A 21,894-nucleotide genomic window follows, 5' to 3' on the forward strand; every position below is an offset into this window, starting at 1 on the left:
CACACTGTCCCGGTTCTGCCACTTGTGAATGGTATCGACGGAGACGTTATAGCGTGCAGCCAGTTCGGCCTGAGTGCCGGTCGCTTGCTGAATTTCCCTGCGAATGGCAGGCGTGGTGCGGGCGTTTTTGTGTAATTGGACGATCATGTTGTCTGGGCCTTGAGCGTTGCCAGAAGCTTACCTAAACTCTCGCGAGCTAGGGCAAGTTTCCAGATGCGTTTACTCAGGCAATCGTCCGGGATGCGACACTTAACAAGCTAAATACCGTGTATTACAAAAATGAGCTTTTAAATTCCATATGCTCGGCGATTAAGGAGGGAATTAACCCAAAAGAGATATTCATGCTTAGCAGCTCACTCCCTCTATACAAGAGCTATACAAGAATGAACATTCTAAATAAAAAGAGTGCGCTAGAAATATTTTACAATATCGGCCTACCAATTCCACTTCAAGCAAACAAAGAATATTATGAAATAAATCTACTATTTCAACATTTCAAGAAAGTAAATTCACTACTAACTCAAAAGAAAATACAGCCATTACGCATAAAACTAATTAATGAAGCCCACGATTTTCTGACATCATCAAGTCTAGAAAGTGCTGAGCAGTTCATCTGTGAATGTGCCTTAGAACAATCAGAAAAAAGCATAGCCGCCGCAAAGAAAAAGAAAGAAGAAAAAGAAGGCATAAATCAAGAGGACATTGACAAAGCACTACGCAACTACAAAAAAGAAAAAGAAAACACCTATGCTACGCTAGATGCAATTGAACACATGAGCAGAGATGAACTAGAAGACTGCCTAACAAAAAATGACAGAGCATCAAAAAGAATTAAAGAAAAATCACTCAGTTTCTTCACTCACTTCGACAAAGTGGCTCGACCACTTGTATGCATTAGCATTTCAGAAACTCAGTTTAAGGTTCTAGGCCGAGCGTTAGTAAACAAAAAAGAACAAACAGGTCTAGAATTAAAAGAAATCAAGAAAAACAGCCCATTAGGTGCAATCATCGAAGGTGGAGTAGCATTAGCACAACTATTTACAGGGGAGAAAAGAGCGAACGAATTACACAGCATTGAGTTACAGTCAAAGCAACTAGACCTAGAAATAAAAAGAGAGACATTAAAACAGGAAAAGTTAAAAACAACGATGATGGAAATTAAGGTCGAACAAGAACTCACAACTTTAATTCATCAAAGCGACATAAAAACAATTGAACAAATACCAGACTCGTTCACACGAAACAGGCTTCAAAAAGCATATATGCGTGAAGATAGCAACTCACGCCAAGTCATGAATAATTACGGACTCCATTTAGAATTAGGGAGCACAAGTATTATTGATGCAAAAGCATAGGTAAAATAAAAGCCGGCTTTTGCCGGCTTTTATTTTACCCCACCTTCTTCTTCAACAACTCCAACGCCATCCCTGGGTTGGCCTTGCCGCCTGAGCCTTTCATCACTTGGCCGACCAAGGCATTCAATGCCTTTTCTTTCCCGCTGCGATATTCCTCAATCGCTTTCGGATTGGCCGCAAGTACCGCGTCGACGATCGCTTCAATCGCGCCGGTGTCGGATTCTTGTTTCAGGCCGTCGCGCTCGATAATCACATCGGCCGCGTCGCCCGACTCCCACATTTTTTTCAAAACGTCTTTGGCGGTTTTGTTGTTGATGGTGTTATCCGAAATGCGCTTGATCAAGCCTGCCAAGGCTTCAGCATTCACTGGGCTATCGGCGATGGTTTTCTCTTCGCGATTCAGCGTGGCAGAGATGTCGCCCATGATCCAGTTGGCGGCGAGTTTGGCGTCTGCACCTGCGGCAACGGTGGCTTCGAAGAACGCAGCCAGCTCTTTGCTGGCGGTCAGCGTGCGGGCGTCGTAGGCTGACAGGCCGTATTGCTCCGCGAAGCGCGCTTGCATTGCGACGGGCAGCTCTGGCAATTCGCGTTGCACGCGCTCGATCCATTCTTCGCTGATCACCAGTGGTGGCAAGTCTGGATCGGGGAAGTAGCGGTAGTCGTGCGCATCTTCTTTGCTGCGCATCATGCGGGTTTCGCCGCTATCTGGGTCGAACAGAATCGTGGCTTGCTGGATTTTGCGGCCCGATTCGATTTCGTCGATCTGCCATTGCACTTCGTACTTGATCGCCTGCTCGATGAATTTGAACGAGTTTAAGTTTTTAATCTCGCGGCGCGTGCCGAATTCGGCTTGCCCCTCTGGGCGCACCGATACGTTCACGTCGCAGCGGAAACTACCTTCCTGCATATTGCCGTCGCAAATGCCGATCCATGTTACCAATGAATACAAGGCTTTGGCGTAGGCTACGGCTTCGGCGGCCGAGCGCATTTCTGGCTCGGAAACAATCTCCAGCAGCGGCGTGCCAGCGCGGTTCAAGTCAATGCCGGATGCGCCGTGGAAGTCTTCGTGCACCGATTTACCGGCGTCTTCTTCCAAATGCGCGCGCGTCAGGTTGATCACCTTCTCGTACGGATCGCCCTTAGCCGGCTGCACCTGAATCGTGATCGCGCCGCCCTCAACGACCGGCAGCTCAAACTGACTGATCTGGTAGCCTTTTGGCAGATCAGGGTAGAAATAGTTTTTACGCGCAAAAATTGATTTGCGGTTCACTTTGGCGCCAATGGCCAAGCCAAACTGAATCGCACGCTCAACCGCGCCACGGTTCATCACTGGCAGCGCGCCGGGCAGCGCGATATCAACAACGGCAGTTTGCGTGTTCGGCGCCGCGCCAAACGCAGTGCTGGCGGCGGAGAAAATTTTTGATTTCGTGGTGAGCTGGGTGTGAACCTCAAGCCCAATGACAACTTCCCATTTCATGGTTTTGTCTCTCTTGTTTTAAATGGCGCCGTCAGACTCGCTGGCGGCGATACCAATAAGGATATTGTTCAGTAAAACCCAATTGCGCATACAGCTTGATCGCCGGCGTATTGGCCACGATCACTTGCAGCAAAGCTTGCTTCGCCCCCTGCGCTTGCGCCCACGCGAGCAAATGCCCCACTATACGGCGGGCATAGCCTTGGCGGCGTTGCTCAGCAAGGGTTACTACGTCATACAGGAGTACCGTATCAAACTGCAGCACCGCCAAAGTGCACGCTACTGCTTGGCCTTCGTGATACAGCGTGGCAAATTGCGTTGGGCAAGCGTAGCTAGCCAACATTTGCCGTGCGTTGGCCTGCTGCGCAGCGGGGACGTTGTTGAGCGCGGCAAATTGCGCAAACCACGCGTCGCTGACTGTATCGCTGCTTTGCACTGCGGCATCGAAGGCAAAATCACCCGCTTGCAGTGGGCGAGTTTGCACCGAGCTTGGATCGACGACCTCATAGCCGCGCGCAGCGAGCACCTCATCGAGCGCTTGCGACGCAGGCGAGAGCTTGAACACCGCGGGCAAACCTTGCTGCTGGTAACGCTGCTCGCAATAGTGGAGCTTTTGCAGCATAGGTAAAGCACCTTGCCACAGTGGCGTTACCGAATTGGCACGCTTGGTGTAGCCCGCAGCAAAGCGCAGCACCCAGCCATCGAGATACTCGCTAGAGAGCGCTGGCCACGCACCGGTGGTCAGGCTTTCAAAATGAGTGACTTCGCTCAGCTGCATACGCGGTGTGCTTTACAGCGCTGGCGACTTGCTATGCCAATCAGTGACTTGCTGGTATTGGTGTGCAACGCCGAGCATTTTGGCCTCGCTAAAGTAATTACCAATAATTTGCAGGCCGATTGGATGGCCGTTGCTGGCAAAGCCGACTGGTACGCTCATGCCCGGCAAGCCGGCCAAGTTCACGCCCAGCGTGTAAATGTCTTCCAAATACACCGCGATTGGGTCGGCGTTTTTCTCGCCGATATGCCACGCCGTCGTCGGCGTTACTGGCCCCATAATCACATCGCATTGCTCAAACGCAGCCTGGAAATCGTTGGCGATCAGGCGGCGCACTTTTTGCGCTTTGATGTAGTACGCGTCGTAGTAGCCGTGGCTCAGTACATACGCGCCAGTCATGATGCGGCGTTTGACTTCGGTGCCAAAGCCTTCGGCGCGCGTTTGCTCGTACATATCGTCCAGATTGCCGGTTTTCCCGGTGCGATGGCCGTAGCGCACGCCGTCAAAACGGCTCAGATTGCTCGATGCTTCGGCAGGCGCAATGACGTAGTACGACGGAATCGCCAGCTTGGTATTGGGCAGGCTGATGTCAACAATCGTGGCGCCCAAGGCTTTGTATTGCTCAACCGCCGCTTTGATTGCAGCGGCGACTTCAGTATCTAAGCCCTCGGCGAAATACTCGCGTGGCAGGCCGATTTTCAGGCCAGCGAGTGGCGTCGCCAGATCACGCGTGTAGTCTTCTTTCGCGTGCTCAAGGCTAGTTGAATCACGTTCGTCAAAACCAGCCATCACATTGAGCATCAGCGCGCAATCTTCGGCAGTGTGTGCCATCGGGCCACCCTGATCCAGCGAGCTCGCGTACGCGACCATACCGAAACGGCTAACAATGCCATAGGTTGGTTTGATGCCAGTAATGCCGCAGAACGCAGCAGGTTGGCGGATCGAGCCGCCAGTGTCGGTACCGGTGGCGACCGCAGCAAAACCTGCCGCGACCGCAGCGGCTGAACCGCCCGAGCTACCGCCAGGAACCGCTTTTTGATCCCACGGATTTTTCACCGCGCCGTAGTAGCTGTTTTCATTGGCCGAACCCATCGCAAATTCGTCCATATTGGCGCGAGCAACGACGACAAAACCTGCCGCATCACAGTTTTCTGCCACTTGCGACGAATACGGCGCGATAAAGTTGTCGAGCATTTTGCTGCCGCAGCTGGTTTTCCAGCCTTCATGGCAGAAGATGTCTTTGTGAATCAGCGGCACGCCGAGCATCGGACGTGTATCGCCTGCCGCGCGGGCGGCGTCGGCGGCGGCGGCGGCGGCGAGCGCTTTATCGGCATCCACCGTAATCAGCGCATTCAATTGGCTATTGTGCGCTGCAATCTGTTTCAGGCATTCGCTCACCAATGCCACCGAAGTGGTTTGGCCGGCAGCGAGTGCGTCAATTTGCTGTTTTAAAGTGTTCATCACTATTTCAGGCGAAACGCGCAGGGCTTACACCTCACACCTCACACCTCACTCCTCACACGTAATCACTCGATAACTTTCGGCACCAGATACAGGCCGTTTTCCACACTGGGCGCTACGGCCTGGAAGGCATCGCGGCGATTCGGGGCGGTGGCGACATCCTCACGCAGGCGCAACATCACGTCCTGCGCATGCGCCATCGGCTCGATGCCGTCGGTGTTGACGGCGCGCATTTCTTCAATCAGCGCAAAAAGTTGATTGAGCTGAGACTGGCTCTCTTGCACCTCATCGTCGCTGACCGCTATGCGGGCCAGTCGTGCAATGCGGCGTACATCGTCCTGTGACAAAGACATGGTCGTATTTACCCCGTAAAACCTTCAATAACGTCAACACAATAGGGTATCATATCGGGTTTGTTTCTCCCACCCGCGCGCTGGTCGCGCTGAAAACGGGAACAAGACTGGATGTACGCGCGCTGAGCCAATGCCGCAGCGCAACATCGAAGCACCATATTTCAGGGAATTGATGGGCAAAGCATCGCCGATTGATGCCGCTTTATACCGCTATAGACACGTGAGATTCGCAATGTTTGGACTTCTTTCCGGCTACTTTGCCAACGATATCGCCATCGACTTGGGCACCGCCAATACTCTGATCTACATGCAAGGCAAAGGCATCGTGCTTGACGAGCCATCCGTTGTTGCCATCCAGCAAGAAGGCGGCCCATCAGGCAAGAAAACCATTCTGGCCGTCGGTGCGGAAGCAAAAAAAATGCTGGGCCGCACGCCGGGCAACATTAATGCAGTACGCCCGATGAAAGACGGTGTGATTGCCGACTTCACCATTACCGAACAAATGCTCAAGCAGTTCATCAAGAAAGTGAACCCGAGCCGCATGTTTTCATCGCCTCCCCGCATCGTAATTTGCGTACCTTGTGGCTCAACGCAAGTAGAGCGCCGTGCGATTCGTGAATCGGCACTGGGCGCTGGCGCACGCAAAGTTGAATTGATCGAAGAGCCTATGGCGGCAGCAATTGGTGCGGGTCTGCCTGTTGAAGAAGCCACTGGCTCGATGGTAGTGGACATTGGTGGTGGTACAACCGAAGTCGGCGTAATTTCTCTGGGCGGTATTGTTTACGCTTCTAGCGTGCGCGTAGGCGGCGATAAATTTGATGAATCGATTATCAACTACATCCGTCGTAACTACGGCATGTTGATTGGTGAAACCACGGCCGAAGAAATCAAAAAACGCATCGGTTCGGCTTTCCCTGGCGCTGAAGTGCGCGAGATGGAAGTGAAAGGTCGTAACCTCGCCGAAGGTATTCCACGCTCGTTCACGATTTCTAGCAACGAAATCCTTGAAGCGCTGACTGACCCGCTAAACCAGATCGTTTCTGCCGTGAAACAGGCACTGGAACAAACCCCCCCCGAATTGGGCGCCGACATTGCCGAAAAAGGCATGGTGCTGACTGGCGGCGGCGCACTACTGCGTGACCTGGATCGCTTACTGATGGAAGAAACCGGCCTGCCGGTGATTGTGGGCGAAGATCCGCTCACTTGCGTGGTTCGCGGCTCAGGCAAAGCGCTGGAGAAGCTCGACAAGGGCGGCATCGGCATTTTCACCAACGATTAATCTTTCATGTGAGGCGTGAGGAGTTAGGAATGAGGGCTAAACCCTCTATCCACGAGCGCCACAGAAAACTTAAGCACCGATATAAAAAACAAAGGGGAAGGCTGATGTCTTTACAGCTCATGCCTGCCCCCTCACTCCTCACATAGCAAAATGCAAGCCACTCAACCTACGTTCTTTAAGCAAGGCCCCAAGCCACTCACACGGGTGTTGATTTTCTCAACCCTGTCGGTGGCTTTGATTATTGGCGACGCTTACTTCCAGCTCCTTGGCCGCGTGCGTGAGCAGATCTCTATTGTGCTTTATCCGCTGCAATGGTTAGCCACTGCGCCGACCAATGCGGTGATCGAAGCCAGCGCCTTTTTGCAAAAGCAAAGCCATCTAATCGCCGAAAACCGCCAGCTTAATGATGCCAAGCTGATCGCACAGGCACAGGAAATGCGACTTAAAGCACTGGAAGCAGAAAATGCCCAGCTGCGGGCGCTCAAACTGGCCAACGAGCGCAATCCGCGCCAAAGCCAGCTGACGCAGATTTTGTACAATGGCCGCGATCCTTTTGGTGCCAAACTGATTGTTGACCTCGGGCAACGCTCAGGTGTGAGCGCGGGACAAATCGCACTGGATGCCAGCGGTGTGGTCGGACAGGTGATCCGCGTGCAGCCGATGACCAGCGAAGTAAGGCTGATTTCCGACCGCGAACACATGGTGCCGGTACTGGTAGAGCGTAACCAGCTGCGCACCGTGGTGTACGGCACCGGACGGCAAAATCCGCTGGAAGTACGCAATATGGCGCCCAATGTCGATATCAAGCCGGGCGATATTCTGCTGACCTCGGGGATTGACGGTATCTATCCTGCCGGCTTGCCCGTAGCCAGAGTCAGCAAGGTTGAGCGCGCGGCAGGCAATGCCTTTGCTCGCATCCAATGCAAGCCGCTGGCCCAGATCGACCAGCATCGCTTCCTGCTGCTGCTCAATGCGCCAGAACCCCTGCCAGCCTATCCGCTGACTACACCTGCACCCAAACCGAAGGGACACTAATGCCGATCAGTCGCCAGATGTTGCGCCCTGTTGGGGGCGGCTTTATTTTCTTTTCATTTATTATTGCTCTGCTGATCAATCTGTTGCCCTGGCAAATCAGCAGTATCAATTTTGCCCCTGATTTTGTCGCCCTGCTGATTGTCTACTGGACACTCAATCAGCCGCGCCGTTTTGGCATTGCCAGCTCGTTTGTACTGGGCGTCCTGATGGACGTGGCCGATGGCAATGTGCTGGGGCAGCATGCGCTGGCTTATACGGTCATCGCCTATCTGGCGTTGTCACGCCAGCGCCAGCTAGCGGTATTTCCATTCTGGCAGCAGGCACTGGTGGCATTGGCCCTGCTGTTTTTATCGCAAGCCATCATGCTGGGCATCCGTATGAGTATGGGCGCGAGCTTTATCGGCTGGGGCTATTTTGCCGGTACGCTGCTGGCGGCCTTTCTGTGGCCACCGCTATCAAACCTGATGATCATGTACCAGCGCAAGGACGTACCGGACGAGCTATGAAGTACAGTCACTTGCTTGCACACGGACGCTTATGCCAATGAACCGCCGTGTCGTCATGAATCACCACGGCGAGCGCAATGCCTTTCAGGTGCGTCTGGCCGCTGCCGCCTTTTTTATTCTGGCCATGTTCGGCGTTTTGGTTGGGCGCTTTGTGTGGCTGCAGGTTATGCAGCATGACCGCTATCTGACGCTGGCCGAGCAAAACCGCATTTCGCTGGTGCCTATTCCGCCATCACGCGGCATTATCCGGGATCGTAACGGCGTCGTACTGGCGCACAATTTCTCGGCCTATACACTCGAAATCACGCCATCCAAAGTGGGCGATCTGGAAGAAACCATCGCCCGCCTCAAAGGCATTGTTGATATCACACCCAAGGATCGCCGCCGTTTCAAAAAACTGCAGGAAGAAACCAAAGACTTTGAAACGCTGCCGATCCGCACCAAGCTCAGCGACGACGAAGTCGCCCGTTTTGCCGCGCAAAGCTATAAATTTCCCGGCGTTGAAATCAAGGCACGTCTGTTCAGGCAATATCCAATGGGCGAATCTGCCAGCCATTTGATCGGTTACATCGGCCGGATCAACGACAAGGACATCAAACAGCTAGAAGACGATGGCCGCCTAGCTAATTATCGCGGCACAGATCACATCGGCAAGCTGGGATTGGAGCAGAGTTACGAGGAGTATCTACACGGCGTTACCGGCTTTGAGCAGGTTGAAATCGATTCGGGTGGCCGCGCAGTCCGCACACTCAAACGCACGCCACCGCAATCGGGCAAGGATTTGACGCTGTCGGTGGATATCAAACTGCAGCAAATGGTCGAGCAGCAATTTGCCGCGCGCCGTGGCTCGCTGGTGGCGATTGATCCGCGTACCGGTGGCATTTTGGCGCTGGTGTCACAGCCAGGGTTCGATCCGAATCTGTTTGTCGACGGGATTGACCCGCAAAGCTGGTCCGAGCTCAATGAATCGCTTGATAAGCCTTTGCTCAATCGCGCCATCCGTGGCGAATATCCGCCCGGCTCGACGTTCAAGCCCTTTATGGCGATTGCCGCGCTGGAGCTTAATACGCCGATTGTGAATCAGGTGATTTCCGATCCCGGCTACTTTATATATGGCGGCCATCGCTTTAATGACTCAAAAAAAGGCGGCTACGGCTCAATGAGCTTTGATCGCTCGATTGCACTCTCGTCTGACACCTATTTCTACCAGATGGCCGTACAGATGGGCATCGACAATATCGCCAAGTCGATGGCCATGCTCGATTTTGGTGTCCCCACCGGAGCAGACCTGCCCGGCGAGCGAGGCGGCATTTTGCCCAGCCCGGAGTGGAAGAAAAAACGCTTTAAAAAAACTGCCCAGCAAAAATGGTATTCCGGCGAAACTGTCTCAATCGGCATTGGCCAGGGCTATAACGCCTACACGCCAATGCAGCTGGCACACGCTACTGCCACGCTGGCCAACCGTGGCGTAATGTTCAAGCCGCACGCCGTGCAATCGATTATGGATGTGGCGACCGGCAAGAAAATGATTGTGGAGCCCAAACCGGTCAAAACCATGCCGTGGAAGCCGCATAACATCGAACGCGTTATTCGCGGCATGGAAGGCGTAATGACCGTGGGAACAGGTGCCGGCGTTTTCCGTGGTGCGCCTTATGTTTCGGCTGGCAAAACCGGCACCGCGCAGGTATTTAGCCTGAAAGGCGCCAAATACAATGCCAACGCCATCAAGGAGCGCCTGCGCGATCATTCCTGGTTTATTGCTTTTGCACCGTCGGACAAGCCGACGATAGCGCTGGCGGTCATCGTTGAAAACGGCGGCTTTGGCGCGCAAGCTGCTGCGCCGATTGCGCGTAAAGTGCTCGATTATTACCTGACAGGCAAGCTGCCGCCTGACCCTGCTGCGCTCGCCGCTTCGGCAGCAGCCAAGGCCTCTGCACCACAGTCAGTATCCACCGTTTCAGCCGAGGTAGTGCCGCGTGATTAAGCATCTCTGGGATCGCATCAAACGGCCAGTTGATCCGTGGCTACTGCTGTTTATCATTTTCCTATTTATTGTGTCGTCTGTTCTGCTGTATTCGGCGTCCAATCGTGATCTGGACAAGGTGATAGATAAAATCACCTTTATGGGCATTTCACTGTTTGGTATGTGGTGCATTGCCAATATCCAGCCGCGCGTGCTGATGCATCTGGCCTTGCCCGCCTATATTGTCGGGGTGATTCTGCTGCTGGCAGTCGAGTTTTTTGGCGTAACCAGCCATGGTGCCACGCGCTGGCTCAATATCGGGATTACGCGGATCCAGCCATCCGAGCTGATGCGCCTTGCCCTGCCGCTGATGCTGGCGTGGTATTTCCACCATTTCGAATCGACGCTGAACTGGCGGCACTTTCTGGGTGGTGCGCTGATTATTGCCGCGCCATTTATCCTGATTCTGAAGCAACCCGATCTGGGAACCTCGCTCTTGATCGCCTCTTCAGGCTTTTATGTGCTGTTTTTTGCCGGGCTGTCGTGGCGCTTTATTGGCCTGATGTCGGGCTGCATTGCGGTCTTTGCCTATATCGTGACGCATTGGGATATGTGCATCAATGTGCTGCACGAATATCAATGCCGCCGTATCGCCACCATGCTCAACCCAATGGAAGACCCGCTGGGTGCGGGCTATCACATTATTCAGGGCACCATTGCGATTGGCTCGGGTGGCTGGTTTGGCAAGGGCTGGCTGGCCGGAACGCAAACGCATCTGGACTTTATCCCCGAGCGCACCACCGACTTTATCTTTGCCGTGTATGGCGAAGAATTTGGTCTGGTCGGCAACTGCATTCTATTAATTCTGTACCTGCTGGTGATTTTCCGGGGGCTGATGATTTCCAATAGCGCCAATACGCTGTTTGGCCGCCTGCTCGCAGGCGCGATTGCGATGAACTTCTTTACTTATGCCCTCGTCAATATGGGCATGGTCACCGGCATGTTGCCTGTTGTTGGCGTGCCCTTACCGCTGATTTCGTATGGTGGCACGTCGATGGTCTCAATTCTGGCTACGTTTGGCCTGTTGATGAGCATCCAGCGTGACCGATCGCTGATGAAAGGTTGAGGCGGCTGCGGTGCTGCGTGAGTATTAACTGCGCAGGTTCCTAGAAGCCACCGGATTATGTCGCAGCCTGATGTTCTATTCCCACACCCCCCGCCCTCTCCCTGAGAGGGGGCCTCGCTACGCGAGCGGTGTTCTTTTGGAATCAGCGCAAGGCCGAGTGTTTACAGGATAAAGGCTTAGGAATGAAATCAAGCAATAAGGGTATATTAATCGGGGCATTGCTATTCAGTGCCTGCAGCACCACACCCCCACCCAGTACCCCCAGCAAACCAGCCCCTGCCCCCACGGCAACACCGGCCAGCACGCAAGGCAGCTCGCCGTCGCCTTATCGCTGCACTTACGCCCCCAAGGCGGGGAATGGTGCGTTTTACAAAGACGATGGCCCGATGAGCGATTTGCCCGCCAATCTTGATTTCATCGCCGAGCCCACGCCCCGCTGGGAGCCGCTGCACAAATGGGCCAATCGCCCCTATACCGTGCTGGGTTTGTCGTTTACGCCATTACAGGCCCCCGGGCAATTGCAGGAGCAAGGCATGGCCAGCTGGTATGGGCGCAAGTTTCATGGCCAGAAAACCAGCACTGGCGAAGTCTATGACATGTTCCAGATGACCGCAGCGCACCCCAGCCTGCCGCTACCGAGCTACGCACGCGTCACCAATGTCAAAAATGGCCGCAGCGTGATTGTGCGCGTCAATGATCGTGGCCCATTCCATAAAGGCCGCGTGATGGATTTGTCCTTCCTGGCCGCCTGCCGCCTAGGCTACGCCACGCATGGCAGCGCCGAGGTCAGGGTGGAAAGCCTGCTGCCCGGCGATGCACCCAGCCAGATTGTCAGCGCAGCAGCACAGCCATTACCTAGCCGCCCACCAGTCAGCGCCACCGCCCCGCGCCCCATCCCGGTGAGCGATCAGGCAGGCGGCGTATTTGTTCAGCTCGGCGCATTTAGCTCGGCACAAAATGCGGACAATTTCAAAGCCCATCTGGCACGCGAACTCGATCAGGATGCCGACAAACTGAGTATCCAGACGGCCAATCAGCTTTATCGCGTCCGCCTTGGCCCTTATGCCAGCCGCGATCAGGCACTCAGTGCGATCAGCCGGATTACTGGCGAGAAAAACCTGCAAGCCGTCATTAGCCGCTAGGGGTGGTGGACGGCTGCCGATCACGCGGGTGTTGATTCGGAAGGCTGGCAGTCCATCACTACACGCGAGATTGAAGGTGCTGACACATATCCAGCACGAAATTGACGAGATGATTTCATTTTCTCTCTGGCGATAGAATAATAGCCAGGCAGCCAAGCTGACCTTTTATGACCTTCTATCACTCACCGAGCAGAGCGACTATGACATTCCAAGAATCCATCCAGACATGCTTTAAAAAATACGCCGATTTCAATGGCCGCGCCTCACGGGCTGAATATTGGTGGTTTGCCTTGTTTATCTTTCTGGTCAGCGTTGTGCTGGGCCTTGCCGGGGCGGGGCTGATTTCAGGCCTGTTCTCACTGGCCACCCTGATCCCGAGTTTGGCTGCTGGTGTTCGCCGCCTGCATGATCTGGGCAAAAGCGGCTGGTTCTTGCTGCTCTCGCTGATTCCACTGATTGGTGCCCTTGTGCTGCTCTACTGGTTTATCCAACCAAGCACCGATGGCAATCAGTATGGCGAGCCAGCAGAAGCGCTCGCTCAGGCATAAGGCATTCACGGCCCTGAGCCGATCAATCCAAGCCACCAACACCGGTGGCTTTTTAGTTTATGAATTCAGCACTATTTGCCCAGCGGCTGCAAAGCAATGACGGCCATGCCAAGCAGGGCCAGCGCTGCGCCTGCCAGATCCCAGCGCGTAAGCGCAATACCATCTACCAGCCTGAGCCACAGCAAAGCGATCACAATATACATGCCGCCATAGGCCGCATACGTTCGCCCGGCGGCGCTGGGGTGCAAAGTAAGCAGCCAGGCAAACAGCGCCAATGAGGCTGCCGCAGGGAGCAATAGATACAGCGGCTTGCCCTGTTTAAGCACCAGCCACGGCAGATAGCAGCCGACTATTTCAGCCAGCGCCGTTATGGCAAATAAAGCAACGATACGCAGCAAGTCCATCATACTTATTCCAAGCAAACAGGGTATATCTCTACAAGACAATTGAGAATTGGCCTACAGAGGCATACCCAAAGGTAATTTTCTCGTTTCGTGTTGATTGTTGCTAGCGCCTGAGCAGGCTGCGTTTTTTGGAGGGTCTGGGGTTTTTCTTTGAGCGGCTGGGCCAGTCGCAGCTGAGGCAATCCAGGCAATCCGGATCACAGCCCGGATCGCAATCGCCGCGCTGGTAGCGCGATGGGCGTGGCGGCATACTGGCTGCATGTATATCGCTGCAGCGCTTTAAGCGATTGCGTAACAGGGCCATACCCTTGATCAATCCAAAGCGCTGAATGACCCGGTAACCCAAAGCCGAGCAGCTGACGCGCCCGGTGCGGCAGCGATAGGCGCAGTGAAAGCCTTTATACGGCGAGAGGTAGCGCTGGTAGGCGCGAATCAGTAATAAGGCAGTAGTGCGTGCTGGCATTAGCAGGCCGTTGAAAAAGGTAGCGAGAGGCTCAAAGGCAAGGCCAAAAATGGCGAAAAACCGCAGTTTACAGCTAGTAAATGAGGATTTTGAGCCATTTTTAAACGCAGAATTTGAGTCGCGTCGTCGTTTTTCATCGGCATGCTAGCGCAGCCCCGGGTGATCACGCTGCGGTTTGTCCAGCCAGTAGCCTTGCACTTGGTCAACGCCAAACTCGACCAGCATATTGAAAATGGCTTCATTTTCAACAAATTCGGCGATAGTGACTTTGCCTAAATCATGAGCAATGCTCACCATGCCACGCACAAAGACCTGGCTGTCGGGGTCGTTTTGCAAGTCGCGGATAAACAGGCCGTCGATTTTCAGTACATCAGCTTTCAATTGCTTCAGGTAGGCAAACGAGGCAAAACCCACGCCGAAGTCATCCAAACACACTACGCAGCCGGTGGCGCGCAAGGCATCGATAAAGCGCTGCGCATCGGTCATATCGGACACGGCCGAGGTTTCGGTCAGCTCGACCAGCAGGCGCTGCGGGCAGACCTGATATTGCGCCAGCAGATTATGGATGTAGGCCGGCAATTCCGGATCGTCAAACGAGCGGCCAGAGACATTGACCGCAATCGATGGGCAATCGGGGTAATTGGCCAGCTGGCGAATCACCTGTGCAATCACCCAGCGATCCAGATCGAGAATCTTGCCGGTTTTTTCGGCATGAGGGATGAAATGATTCGGCATGATCACGCCATTGGGCGCTTCGGCGTCTTTCATCCGCACCAGCGCTTCCAGATGCGCCAGCGATTTGTCATGGCAGTAGTAAATACCCTGGAAATGCAGCTCGAAGCCGTTGTTTTCCAGCGCATCAACAATGCGTTCTTTCCACGACAAGCGGCTTAGCTCGTTGCGCGAGTGATCGGCATCGGGGCGATACAGCCGCCAGGTGCCTTTACCAGCCGCCTTGGCCTGATACATCGCCGAATCGGCGTGTGCCACGAGGTCTTCGGCATTTGCCGCGTGCTGCGGATACAGCGCCACGCCGACTGACGTGCTCGGGCGCATCAGGTGCGAGCCGGCCATAAACTGGATTTGCGAAATCGAGCTAACAATCCGGTCGGCCAGCTTGCTGACTTCAAACTCGCCACATTCGGGCAGCAAGACCGCAAACTCGTCGCCCCCCAGGCGCGAGAGCACTTCGTGGCGACGCACCTGTTTGCCGATTTCGCGGGCAATCGCTTTGAGCAGCTCGTCGCCGACGGCGTGACCAAAGCTGTCGTTGACGTGCTTGAACTCGTCCAGATCAAAAAACACCAGCGCCATTGATTGCTGGCGGCGATCTGCCTCGGACACCATGCGCTCCAGCTCCTGCTGGAAGCGATGGCGGTTATACAGGCCAGTGAGCGCGTCGCGCTCGGCCAGATTGACCATATGTTCAGCCAGCGCGCGCTGCTGGGTCACATCTTCATATACCCACAGGCGGCCATTGGTATTGCCTTTCTGATCGAGCACCCGGTAGCAGTTCTGCGTCACGATCCGGCCATCGTTCATCGTGATTTCGCCGAATTCGACCCGATCTTCCATCAGCGAGAGCTCTTCCAGATAAATCGACAGAATATCGCCCATTGCCGGGCGATTATCGGCCTGCTGCAGTACCTGGCCAATCGGACGATGGCTATTAAGGTCGCTGCTGGATACGCCCCATAGCTCGCAAAATGCCGGGTTGAAAAACACCACCCGGTTGTCGTTATCCAGGAACAACACGCCAAAACGCATCGCCGCCAGCAGCGCCAGCATGCGGGCACGCTCGGATTCGGCGCGCAGCAGATAGCTCTGCCCCAGCGACTGGATTTGCCGCAGCTCGACCACGGCCTTGCGCAAAGCCAGCCGGTCGTCTTTCATTTCCGAGTTATCGCGCAAGCTGGCGCGCAAGCCCAGATACTGGCCCTGCGCGTCAATCAGCGGCATCCAGCTGGCCGAAGCCCAGAACAAAGTGCCATCGCGCCGCACCGCACGGAATTCGTAATCCTGCTGCACGCTACGCTCCTGCAAGGCCTGCTTGAGCGCGGCGTCGAAACGCGAGCGCTCTTCGGATGTCGCGAGCGACAGCGGAAAATCGGGCAGCAGTTGGCATTCATTGACCGAATACCCGGTCATGCGCTCAACCGAGGCATTGACCCAGACCAGCTTGCCCTCCGGGTCCAGCCATAATTCAGTACTGTAAGTGTGGTCGGCAATGGCGTGGAATTTGGCTTCCGATTGCGACAGGGCGTAGACGCGCTCGCGAATAACACGGGCCATTTCATTAAAGCGGCGGGTAATCTGCGCCACTTCATCATGCCCTTTAGGCTCGGCCATCGCTTCAAAATGACCCTGGCTGGCCGTTTCAGCCGCGCTAATAATGCGGTAAAGATGCCGGGTTAGCCAGATGCCCAGCACAGTCATTAATACAATGGTCACCATCAGCCCGGCCACCAGCGCTAGTGCGCTTTGCCAGAGCAGGCGCTTGGCCGCGTCGTGCATAATGGCATTGGACAGGCCAAAACGCAGCTCGCCAAGCGACTCGCCGCCCTGCTCGATCCGGGTAGCGGCATGAATCAGCACCGGATCGGTCTGATCCATCGTCGCCACCGTGGTCAGCACGGGCAGCTGCTGCGAGACATCCCAGCCCCGCGCGGCAATAATCTGCTGCTTGGCATCAAGCAGGATCAGGTAGTCAATGCCGTCATTGGAGCGGATACCGTCCAGCAAATCGCTGGCCTTGGCCAGATCACCCCCCGCCAGCGGGGTGGTAAAAGCGGCACTGAGTAGACGGGATAATTCCTGCACCCGCACCTCGGTGACGTGCTGCACCATTTCGCTCCAGATTCTGGAGGTATTGAAAAGCAGAACGATCAGCAGCAGCGATTGCACCAGAATACTGGCACCAATCAGGCGGGCTCGTAGCGAGGAGAAGGCGGAAGGACTTGGCATAGCGTGGAGCTTACTATTTCTTGACCCTTCTGGACTAGAAAAATACAGAAAATGGGGCAAAACCACATCGAAAAAACCGGCCCAATCCTAAGGACTATTGACGTTTGGTTTACCGTCGCGCTGGCGCGAGTTTTTCGATGAGGCAAGAGGTAGATCACGCCGCATAGTCATTCTATGTCAGCGGTCTACAACTCGGCATCATCGGAAAAATCGCCAATCAAATCTAAAGCAAGCTAGCGCGTCAGCGGTTTGATAAATACTTTCGAGCGGCGCTGGTAGTTGTAGAGCTGTTTTTTCTCGATTGGCAGCACCTCCACCGTCGCCTGCGTAAAGCCGCGCTCGACAAACCAGTGGCTGGTGCGGGTAGTCAGCGCGAACAATTTTTCCATGCCCAAGCCACGCGCCTGCTGCTCGACGTGGCGCAGCAAATCAGCACCGCGATCTTCGTCGCGATAATCAGGGTGAATCACCAGGCAAGCCAGCTCGGCCATCCGGCTCTCGGCAAACGGGTGAATCGCCACAATGCCGATAATTTTGCCGTCGTGCTCCAATACCGAGTACCGGTGTACCTCGCGCTCCAAGAGCTCACGCCCCCTCTTGACCAATACCCCCTGTTCTTCCAGTGGCTCGATCAGCGCCAGCATCCCGCCGATGTCGTCAATCGTCGCGTGGCGCAGCGTTTCGAGCGACGCCCGCGAGATCATCGTCCCGATGCCATCGTGGGTAAATAGCTCCATCAGCAAGCTGCCATCAACGTGATGCGTCACCAGATGCGCCCGCTTGACGCCATAGCGCACCGCGCGAATCGCGCAGGGCAGATAGAGCTGCACGTCTTCATTCACGTTCGGATGATCGGCTAGAAACTGCTCGGCTTCAACCGCAGTCAGCTCGGTTTGCAACTCGCCCGCCTCGTCAACCACGCCTTGCGAGCCAAACATAAACAGCAATTTATCGGCTTTGAGCGCAATTGCCGCGCTGGTCGCAACGTCTTCGAGCGTTAAGTTGAAAATCTCGCCGGTCGGCGAATAGCCGATGGTCGACAGCAGCACCATTTCGCCATCGTCGAGCCGGTAATTGATTGCCGTCGTGTCGACCTTGCGCACTTCACCGGTGTATTGCAGATCGATCCCGTCGCGCACGCCCATCGGTTGGGCGGTAACAAAATTACCCGCCGATACGCGAATATCGGCGTTGGCCATCGGCGAATTGGCCAGCCCCATCGACAGCCACGATTCAATCTCGACGCGCACATGACCGGCGGCCTGAATCACGCATTCAAGCGCCTGCTGGTCGGTGACGCGCACGCCATTGTGATATTGCGGCGGCAAGCCGCGCTCGGCCATGCGCGCCTCGATCTGCGGCCGTGCACCATGCACCACCACTAGGCGCACACCCAAACTGGTCAGCAGATTAATATCGTGCGTGAGCGTGGCAAACTTGCCATCACGCACCACTTCACCACCCAGGGCAATCACAAAGGTACGGCCACGAAAAGCGTGGATATACGGCGCAGCCTGACGGAACCATTGAACAAAATCTTGCATTCGATCGCCTCTAAGGCAAAACATTAACTAAGGGTATAAGCCTAAAAACCAACACCAACAAAGCTTATAAAGACATACCCATCAATACGCGCCACGTCCGCTGACCACCGTACGAATGGTTTTGCAGACAATCGCGATGTCGTACCATAAATTCCAGTTTTTCACGTACCACGCATCCAGCGCCACGCGCTCGGCATACGTTGTGTCGTTGCGCCCGGACACCTGCCACAGGCCCGTCAGCCCGGGGCGGGCTTCGAGATAGAAATCGACTTTATCACCGTAGCGTTCCAGTTCGGCGTCAATAATCGGCCGTGGGCCAACCAGACTCATTTCGCCTTTTAAAACATTCCACAGCTGCGGGATTTCATCCAGGCTGGTTTTGCGCAAAAACGCGCCAATGCGGGTAATGCGTGGATCATTCTTCAGTTTGAAGTCCAGCTCCCACTCGGCTTTGGCTTGCGCGTCGCTAGCCAGCAATTTTTCCAGCACTTCCTGGCTATTGTGCACCATGGTGCGAAATTTCCAGCATTTGAACGGCACACCATTCATGCCGACGCGTACATGGCCGAAAAACACCGCGCCGGGGCCGCCTTCTTTTTTGATTCGCAGCACCACATAGGCCAGCAGCGGCGACAGCAACAGCAAGCCGACACTAGCGCCAAATAGATCAAACGCACGCTTGAGCAAAATCAGCGGCTTGACCATCAGATTATTGCGTACACGCAGCAGCAGCACTTCATGGCTAAAAAAGTGATGCGGCACGACGCCGAACAGCGGCAGGCCGGCAATCGGCGGAATAATGTGGATGTCCTTGTAGCGCAGCGATAGCTGCTCAACCTGGCTTCCCAGCTGGCGCAGCTCTTCTTCATCGACTGCAATCACCACATGCGGGCGGCCATGATCGCTTAACCATTGCAGCAAGTCCTCGCGCGCCAAGCGCACAACAGGTAAAGATGTTTGACCAAAAGTCAGCTGATCCGGCGCTTGCGCGTCAATCGACACAAAGGCCTGCACCTCAAAGCCAAGCTGACGCTCGGAGGTCATCGCCCGATAGGCCTCTTGTGCATTGATGCCAGCGCCGATAATCACCGTCGGCAGCTGCCAGAGCTGCAGTCTGAGCAATAAAGACTTCATTGCAGTACGTGCATACGGCAATAAAATCAGCGCCATTCCCCAGGAAACCGGCCATAGAAAACGCGAAATGGTAAATTTGCCCAGCAGCACCAGCATGCCGTTGAGCAAAGCCGCCAGCAGCAAGGCGCGCAGCACTTCAAGCAATTCGTCCCAGAATGGCAGCCGCAGGCTGTAATGCCCGCGCCACCAGAAATTGGCCACCGTGATCATGGCCAGGCCAAGAAACGCCAGCCCCTGCTGCTGCCCTTCCCAGACCCACCACAGCTCCATGCTCGCGCCAATACGGTGGTAGCGAAAGAGCCACAGCAGCAACATGGCAATGCCAAACGACACGCACAGCGCCAGAAAATCAGCCAATGCCAACCAGGGTTTCGAGCACTCGGCCTGCAAATGCTTGTTTTGTGTATTTTGCGAAGTCACAACTTGTCCATTGATTAAAATCCGTACGCGGCGTAGAGCTCGCCCATCATCCTGTCGAGAGAATAATTGGCCTGCGCAAAAGCTCGGGCCTGCCCTCCAAGGCGCCAGCGTAGGTCAGCATCGTTAACCAGTTGGCCAATGTGCTGCACAAAATCGGCGGCGTTTTCTGCCAGATAGCCATTTTCGCCATTTCTGACCAGATCGCGATTACCCACCACATTGGTCGCAATCACCGGCAAACCAGCCGCCATCGCCTCAATCACCGCCACCGGCAAACCTTCCCAACGGCTGGTCTGCAGATAAATATCCAGACTCGCCAGCTGCTGCAATGCGGCGCGGCGTTCACACCAGCCGCTGACCGCTACCCCGGCATTTCTGAGCGCGGTTTCGCCACTCTCGTCACCGCCGCCAATCCAGACAAATTCAAGCGGCAAATCACGGCATTGCGCAGCAATATCGGCGAAAAGCTCAGGATTACGCGCCAAAGTAACGCGCCCTACTGTACCGATTCGCAATACACCAGCCTGATGTCGCGTACCCGTCGCCTCGGGAATCGCCGCCAAATCCACCGCATTGTTCACCACTTTCACATTCGGTGAAAGATGTTGCCGTATTTCTTCGCCCTCAGAGGGCGAGCAGGCCAGAAAAGTCACCGGCACACCCGCCAGTATTTTCTCGATGCCGAGGAAAATGCTGTTTTTCAAGCGCCCTTCTGCGCGCTGCAGAAACGACAAGCCATGCGGCGAAAAAAACCAGCGCGGGCCGCCTTGCCCTGCCCAAGCCAGGCTCACCAATCGCCCCACCGCACCGGCCTTGCTCGAATGCAAGTGCACTACATCGGGCTGCAACTCTTTAATCCAGCGATACAGCGCACGACCCGAGCGAAAATCATTTAAGGGGTGAATTGCACGCTGCATGGGCAGATGAATGCATTTGATCGCCGCCGCAAATAATTGCGGCCAGTTTTCCGGTGTTTCCTCACGAACCGAGTGAATAATCGTCACCCGATGACCATCGGCACTTTGCCGGTTCGCCATCGCCGACACCATGGACAGCGTACCGGCGCCAAAAGATTCGACCACGTGCAGGATGTGTTTCATGCTTGATTCCCGCGTAATTTGGATTTGAGTTTGAACACCAGCTCATACGGCAGTGCCAGCAGCGCCACCGTTCTGGCCATGCCCGCCAAGGCCGCTGGCGAGCCATCATAATATTTGCGCTGCAGTTTAAACCGCGATTTGAGCTGCACCTGACGCTTGCCCAGCGAAATACCGTTGGGGTCTAGCTCATAGCGGATCAACACATCGGGCAGATTAGCCACCTTAAACTGGCGTGCCATCGCCCAGAACATGGCGTAGTCTTCAGCCGCTGGCGCATCGAGCGGATACATCCCCACCGCATCGGCCGCGGAAAGCTTAAACATCACCGTCGGGTGAATATAGGCCGAGTTTTTCTTCATAAACGCCAGAATGGCGGCGTGCTCGGTCGGATGGCGCAGCACAAATTGCTCAATGCCCTGCTGATCAACAAAACTCGCCGCACCCCCGAGCAATACTACATCCGGGTATTGCTCCAGAAACGATAGCTGGCGAGCGATGCGGTCAGATACATTGCAATCACCGCAATCAAGCCGAGCAATCCATTCGTAGCCGCGCGCTTTGGCCCACGCCAAACCCGCGTTGAGCGCGCCTTCGATACCCTTGTTTTGCGGCAAATTCAAAATACGTAAAATGCCTTGACCCTTAAACGCCGCCTGCGCAGCCGCCGCATCAATAGTCTTACGCACACTGCCGTCGTCGACCACCAGCACATCACACGGCTCATCCGCACCAATGCTCGCCAGCGATTTACTCAAGCCTTCCGGGTTGTTGTAATGGGGGATTAGCAGCAAGGCTGGGTAATTTGTTCGTTCATTCATTGATGTGTGTCCAAGTGCTGCCAGGCCAAT

At 55.0% G+C, this 21,894-nt stretch carries 19 protein-coding genes; 8 read left to right on the forward strand and 11 right to left on the reverse strand.

Annotated features, from left to right (window positions below; all coding sequences use genetic code 11):
• Positions 1-383 precede the first annotated feature (383 nt).
• Positions 384-1,355: a hypothetical protein gene (locus tag FLS37_RS14405; protein ID WP_157670674.1), complete on the forward strand. Its 972-nt coding sequence runs from the start codon at positions 384-386 to the stop codon at positions 1,353-1,355.
• A gap of 34 nt (positions 1,356-1,389) precedes the next feature.
• On the opposite strand, the gene gatB is transcribed toward FLS37_RS14405, so the two are convergent.
• From gatB to gatC, 4 genes are read right to left on the reverse strand one after another with little or no spacing between them, the layout of a single operon-like run.
• Complete coding sequence (gene gatB, locus FLS37_RS14410) at positions 1,390-2,832, reverse strand: Asp-tRNA(Asn)/Glu-tRNA(Gln) amidotransferase subunit GatB (RefSeq protein WP_157670675.1); 1,443 nt, start codon at positions 2,830-2,832, stop codon at positions 1,390-1,392.
• A 31-nt stretch (positions 2,833-2,863) separates the two neighbouring features.
• The gene (locus FLS37_RS14415; RefSeq protein WP_157670676.1) at positions 2,864-3,607 is read right to left on the reverse strand and encodes a GNAT family N-acetyltransferase; all 744 of its coding nucleotides are present in this window, start codon (positions 3,605-3,607) and stop codon (positions 2,864-2,866) included.
• A gap of 12 nt (positions 3,608-3,619) precedes the next feature.
• Positions 3,620-5,071 carry an Asp-tRNA(Asn)/Glu-tRNA(Gln) amidotransferase subunit GatA gene (gatA, locus tag FLS37_RS14420; RefSeq protein ID WP_157670717.1) on the reverse strand — a complete coding sequence of 484 codons (1,452 nt, stop codon included), beginning with the start codon at positions 5,069-5,071 and terminating at the stop codon, positions 3,620-3,622.
• A 59-nt stretch (positions 5,072-5,130) separates the two neighbouring features.
• Positions 5,131-5,418, reverse strand: a complete 288-nt coding sequence (gene gatC / locus FLS37_RS14425) for an Asp-tRNA(Asn)/Glu-tRNA(Gln) amidotransferase subunit GatC (RefSeq protein ID WP_157670677.1) — start codon at positions 5,416-5,418, stop codon at positions 5,131-5,133.
• A 232-nt stretch (positions 5,419-5,650) separates the two neighbouring features.
• On the opposite strand from gatC, the gene FLS37_RS14430 reads away from it, so the two are divergent.
• From FLS37_RS14430 to FLS37_RS14460, 7 genes are all read left to right on the forward strand, one after another.
• Positions 5,651-6,697 carry a rod shape-determining protein gene (locus FLS37_RS14430; RefSeq protein ID WP_157670678.1) on the forward strand — a complete coding sequence of 349 codons (1,047 nt, stop codon included), beginning with the start codon at positions 5,651-5,653 and terminating at the stop codon, positions 6,695-6,697.
• A gap of 150 nt (positions 6,698-6,847) precedes the next feature.
• Entirely contained in the window at positions 6,848-7,732 is an 885-nt protein-coding gene (gene mreC, locus FLS37_RS14435; protein ID WP_157670679.1) for a rod shape-determining protein MreC, read from the forward strand.
• Positions 7,732-8,238, forward strand: a complete 507-nt coding sequence (gene mreD, locus FLS37_RS14440; RefSeq protein ID WP_157670680.1) for a rod shape-determining protein MreD — start codon at positions 7,732-7,734, stop codon at positions 8,236-8,238. The genes mreC and mreD overlap by 1 nt, the downstream gene beginning before the upstream one ends.
• A 37-nt stretch (positions 8,239-8,275) precedes the next feature.
• Complete coding sequence (gene mrdA / locus FLS37_RS14445) at positions 8,276-10,222, forward strand: penicillin-binding protein 2 (protein ID WP_232522629.1); 1,947 nt, start codon at positions 8,276-8,278, stop codon at positions 10,220-10,222.
• Entirely contained in the window at positions 10,215-11,327 is a 1,113-nt protein-coding gene (gene rodA, locus FLS37_RS14450; RefSeq protein WP_157670681.1) for a rod shape-determining protein RodA, read from the forward strand. The genes mrdA and rodA overlap by 8 nt, the downstream gene beginning before the upstream one ends.
• Before the next feature lie 182 nt (positions 11,328-11,509).
• Positions 11,510-12,469: a septal ring lytic transglycosylase RlpA family protein gene (locus FLS37_RS14455; RefSeq protein ID WP_157670682.1), complete on the forward strand. Its 960-nt coding sequence runs from the start codon at positions 11,510-11,512 to the stop codon at positions 12,467-12,469.
• Positions 12,470-12,669: 200 nt separating this feature from the next.
• The gene (locus FLS37_RS14460; protein ID WP_157670683.1) at positions 12,670-13,017 is read left to right on the forward strand and encodes a DUF805 domain-containing protein; all 348 of its coding nucleotides are present in this window, start codon (positions 12,670-12,672) and stop codon (positions 13,015-13,017) included.
• 71 nt (positions 13,018-13,088) lie between these two features.
• Here the strand turns inward: FLS37_RS14460 and FLS37_RS14465 are convergent, their stop codons facing one another.
• The 7 genes from FLS37_RS14465 to FLS37_RS14495 form a co-directional block, all read right to left on the reverse strand.
• Positions 13,089-13,421: a YnfA family protein gene (locus FLS37_RS14465; protein WP_198314658.1), complete on the reverse strand. Its 333-nt coding sequence runs from the start codon at positions 13,419-13,421 to the stop codon at positions 13,089-13,091.
• Positions 13,422-13,524: 103 nt separating this feature from the next.
• Positions 13,525-13,884: a membrane protein insertion efficiency factor YidD gene (yidD, locus tag FLS37_RS14470; protein WP_157670685.1), complete on the reverse strand. Its 360-nt coding sequence runs from the start codon at positions 13,882-13,884 to the stop codon at positions 13,525-13,527.
• 144 nt (positions 13,885-14,028) lie between these two features.
• Positions 14,029-16,848 (reverse strand): bifunctional diguanylate cyclase/phosphodiesterase, encoded by a 2,820-nt coding sequence (locus FLS37_RS14475; RefSeq protein WP_157670686.1) that lies wholly within the window; start codon positions 16,846-16,848, stop codon positions 14,029-14,031.
• Between the two features lie 233 nt (positions 16,849-17,081).
• Positions 17,082-18,392, reverse strand: a complete 1,311-nt coding sequence (argA, locus tag FLS37_RS14480; protein WP_157670687.1) for an amino-acid N-acetyltransferase — start codon at positions 18,390-18,392, stop codon at positions 17,082-17,084.
• An 81-nt stretch (positions 18,393-18,473) separates the two neighbouring features.
• The gene (wbaP, locus tag FLS37_RS14485) at positions 18,474-19,946 is read right to left on the reverse strand and encodes an undecaprenyl-phosphate galactose phosphotransferase WbaP (RefSeq protein ID WP_157670688.1); all 1,473 of its coding nucleotides are present in this window, start codon (positions 19,944-19,946) and stop codon (positions 18,474-18,476) included.
• A 14-nt stretch (positions 19,947-19,960) separates the two neighbouring features.
• On the reverse strand, positions 19,961-21,046 hold the full coding sequence (locus FLS37_RS14490; RefSeq protein ID WP_157670689.1) for a glycosyltransferase: 1,086 nt from the start codon (positions 21,044-21,046) through the stop codon (positions 19,961-19,963).
• Positions 21,043-21,864, reverse strand: coding sequence for a glycosyltransferase (locus FLS37_RS14495; protein ID WP_157670690.1), 822 nt, complete (start codon positions 21,862-21,864; stop codon positions 21,043-21,045). The genes FLS37_RS14490 and FLS37_RS14495 overlap by 4 nt, the downstream gene beginning before the upstream one ends.
• Positions 21,865-21,894: the final 30 nt, after the last annotated feature.

The sequence above is a fragment of the Chitinibacter sp. GC72 genome, from assembly GCF_009760905.1.
Lineage (GTDB): Bacteria > Pseudomonadota > Gammaproteobacteria > Burkholderiales > Chitinibacteraceae > Chitinibacter.

Coding starts and splice junctions, on each gene's coding strand:
- FLS37_RS14460 (WP_157670683.1), top strand. CDS start 12,670: ATGACATTCCAAGAATCCATCCAGACATGCTTTAAAAAATACGCCGAT.
- FLS37_RS14465 (WP_198314658.1), bottom strand. CDS start 13,421: ATGGACTTGCTGCGTATCGTTGCTTTATTTGCCATAACGGCGCTGGCT.
- mreC (WP_157670679.1), top strand. CDS start 6,848: ATGCAAGCCACTCAACCTACGTTCTTTAAGCAAGGCCCCAAGCCACTC.
- gatB (WP_157670675.1), bottom strand. CDS start 2,832: ATGAAATGGGAAGTTGTCATTGGGCTTGAGGTTCACACCCAGCTCACC.
- FLS37_RS14490 (WP_157670689.1), bottom strand. CDS start 21,046: ATGAAACACATCCTGCACGTGGTCGAATCTTTTGGCGCCGGTACGCTG.
- FLS37_RS14430 (WP_157670678.1), top strand. CDS start 5,651: ATGTTTGGACTTCTTTCCGGCTACTTTGCCAACGATATCGCCATCGAC.
- FLS37_RS14455 (WP_157670682.1), top strand. CDS start 11,510: ATGAAATCAAGCAATAAGGGTATATTAATCGGGGCATTGCTATTCAGT.
- yidD (WP_157670685.1), bottom strand. CDS start 13,884: ATGCCAGCACGCACTACTGCCTTATTACTGATTCGCGCCTACCAGCGC.
- FLS37_RS14475 (WP_157670686.1), bottom strand. CDS start 16,848: ATGCCAAGTCCTTCCGCCTTCTCCTCGCTACGAGCCCGCCTGATTGGT.
- FLS37_RS14495 (WP_157670690.1), bottom strand. CDS start 21,864: ATGAATGAACGAACAAATTACCCAGCCTTGCTGCTAATCCCCCATTAC.
- mrdA (WP_232522629.1), top strand. CDS start 8,276: ATGAACCGCCGTGTCGTCATGAATCACCACGGCGAGCGCAATGCCTTT.
- FLS37_RS14405 (WP_157670674.1), top strand. CDS start 384: ATGAACATTCTAAATAAAAAGAGTGCGCTAGAAATATTTTACAATATC.
- FLS37_RS14415 (WP_157670676.1), bottom strand. CDS start 3,607: ATGCAGCTGAGCGAAGTCACTCATTTTGAAAGCCTGACCACCGGTGCG.
- gatC (WP_157670677.1), bottom strand. CDS start 5,418: ATGTCTTTGTCACAGGACGATGTACGCCGCATTGCACGACTGGCCCGC.
- argA (WP_157670687.1), bottom strand. CDS start 18,392: ATGCAAGATTTTGTTCAATGGTTCCGTCAGGCTGCGCCGTATATCCAC.
- mreD (WP_157670680.1), top strand. CDS start 7,732: ATGCCGATCAGTCGCCAGATGTTGCGCCCTGTTGGGGGCGGCTTTATT.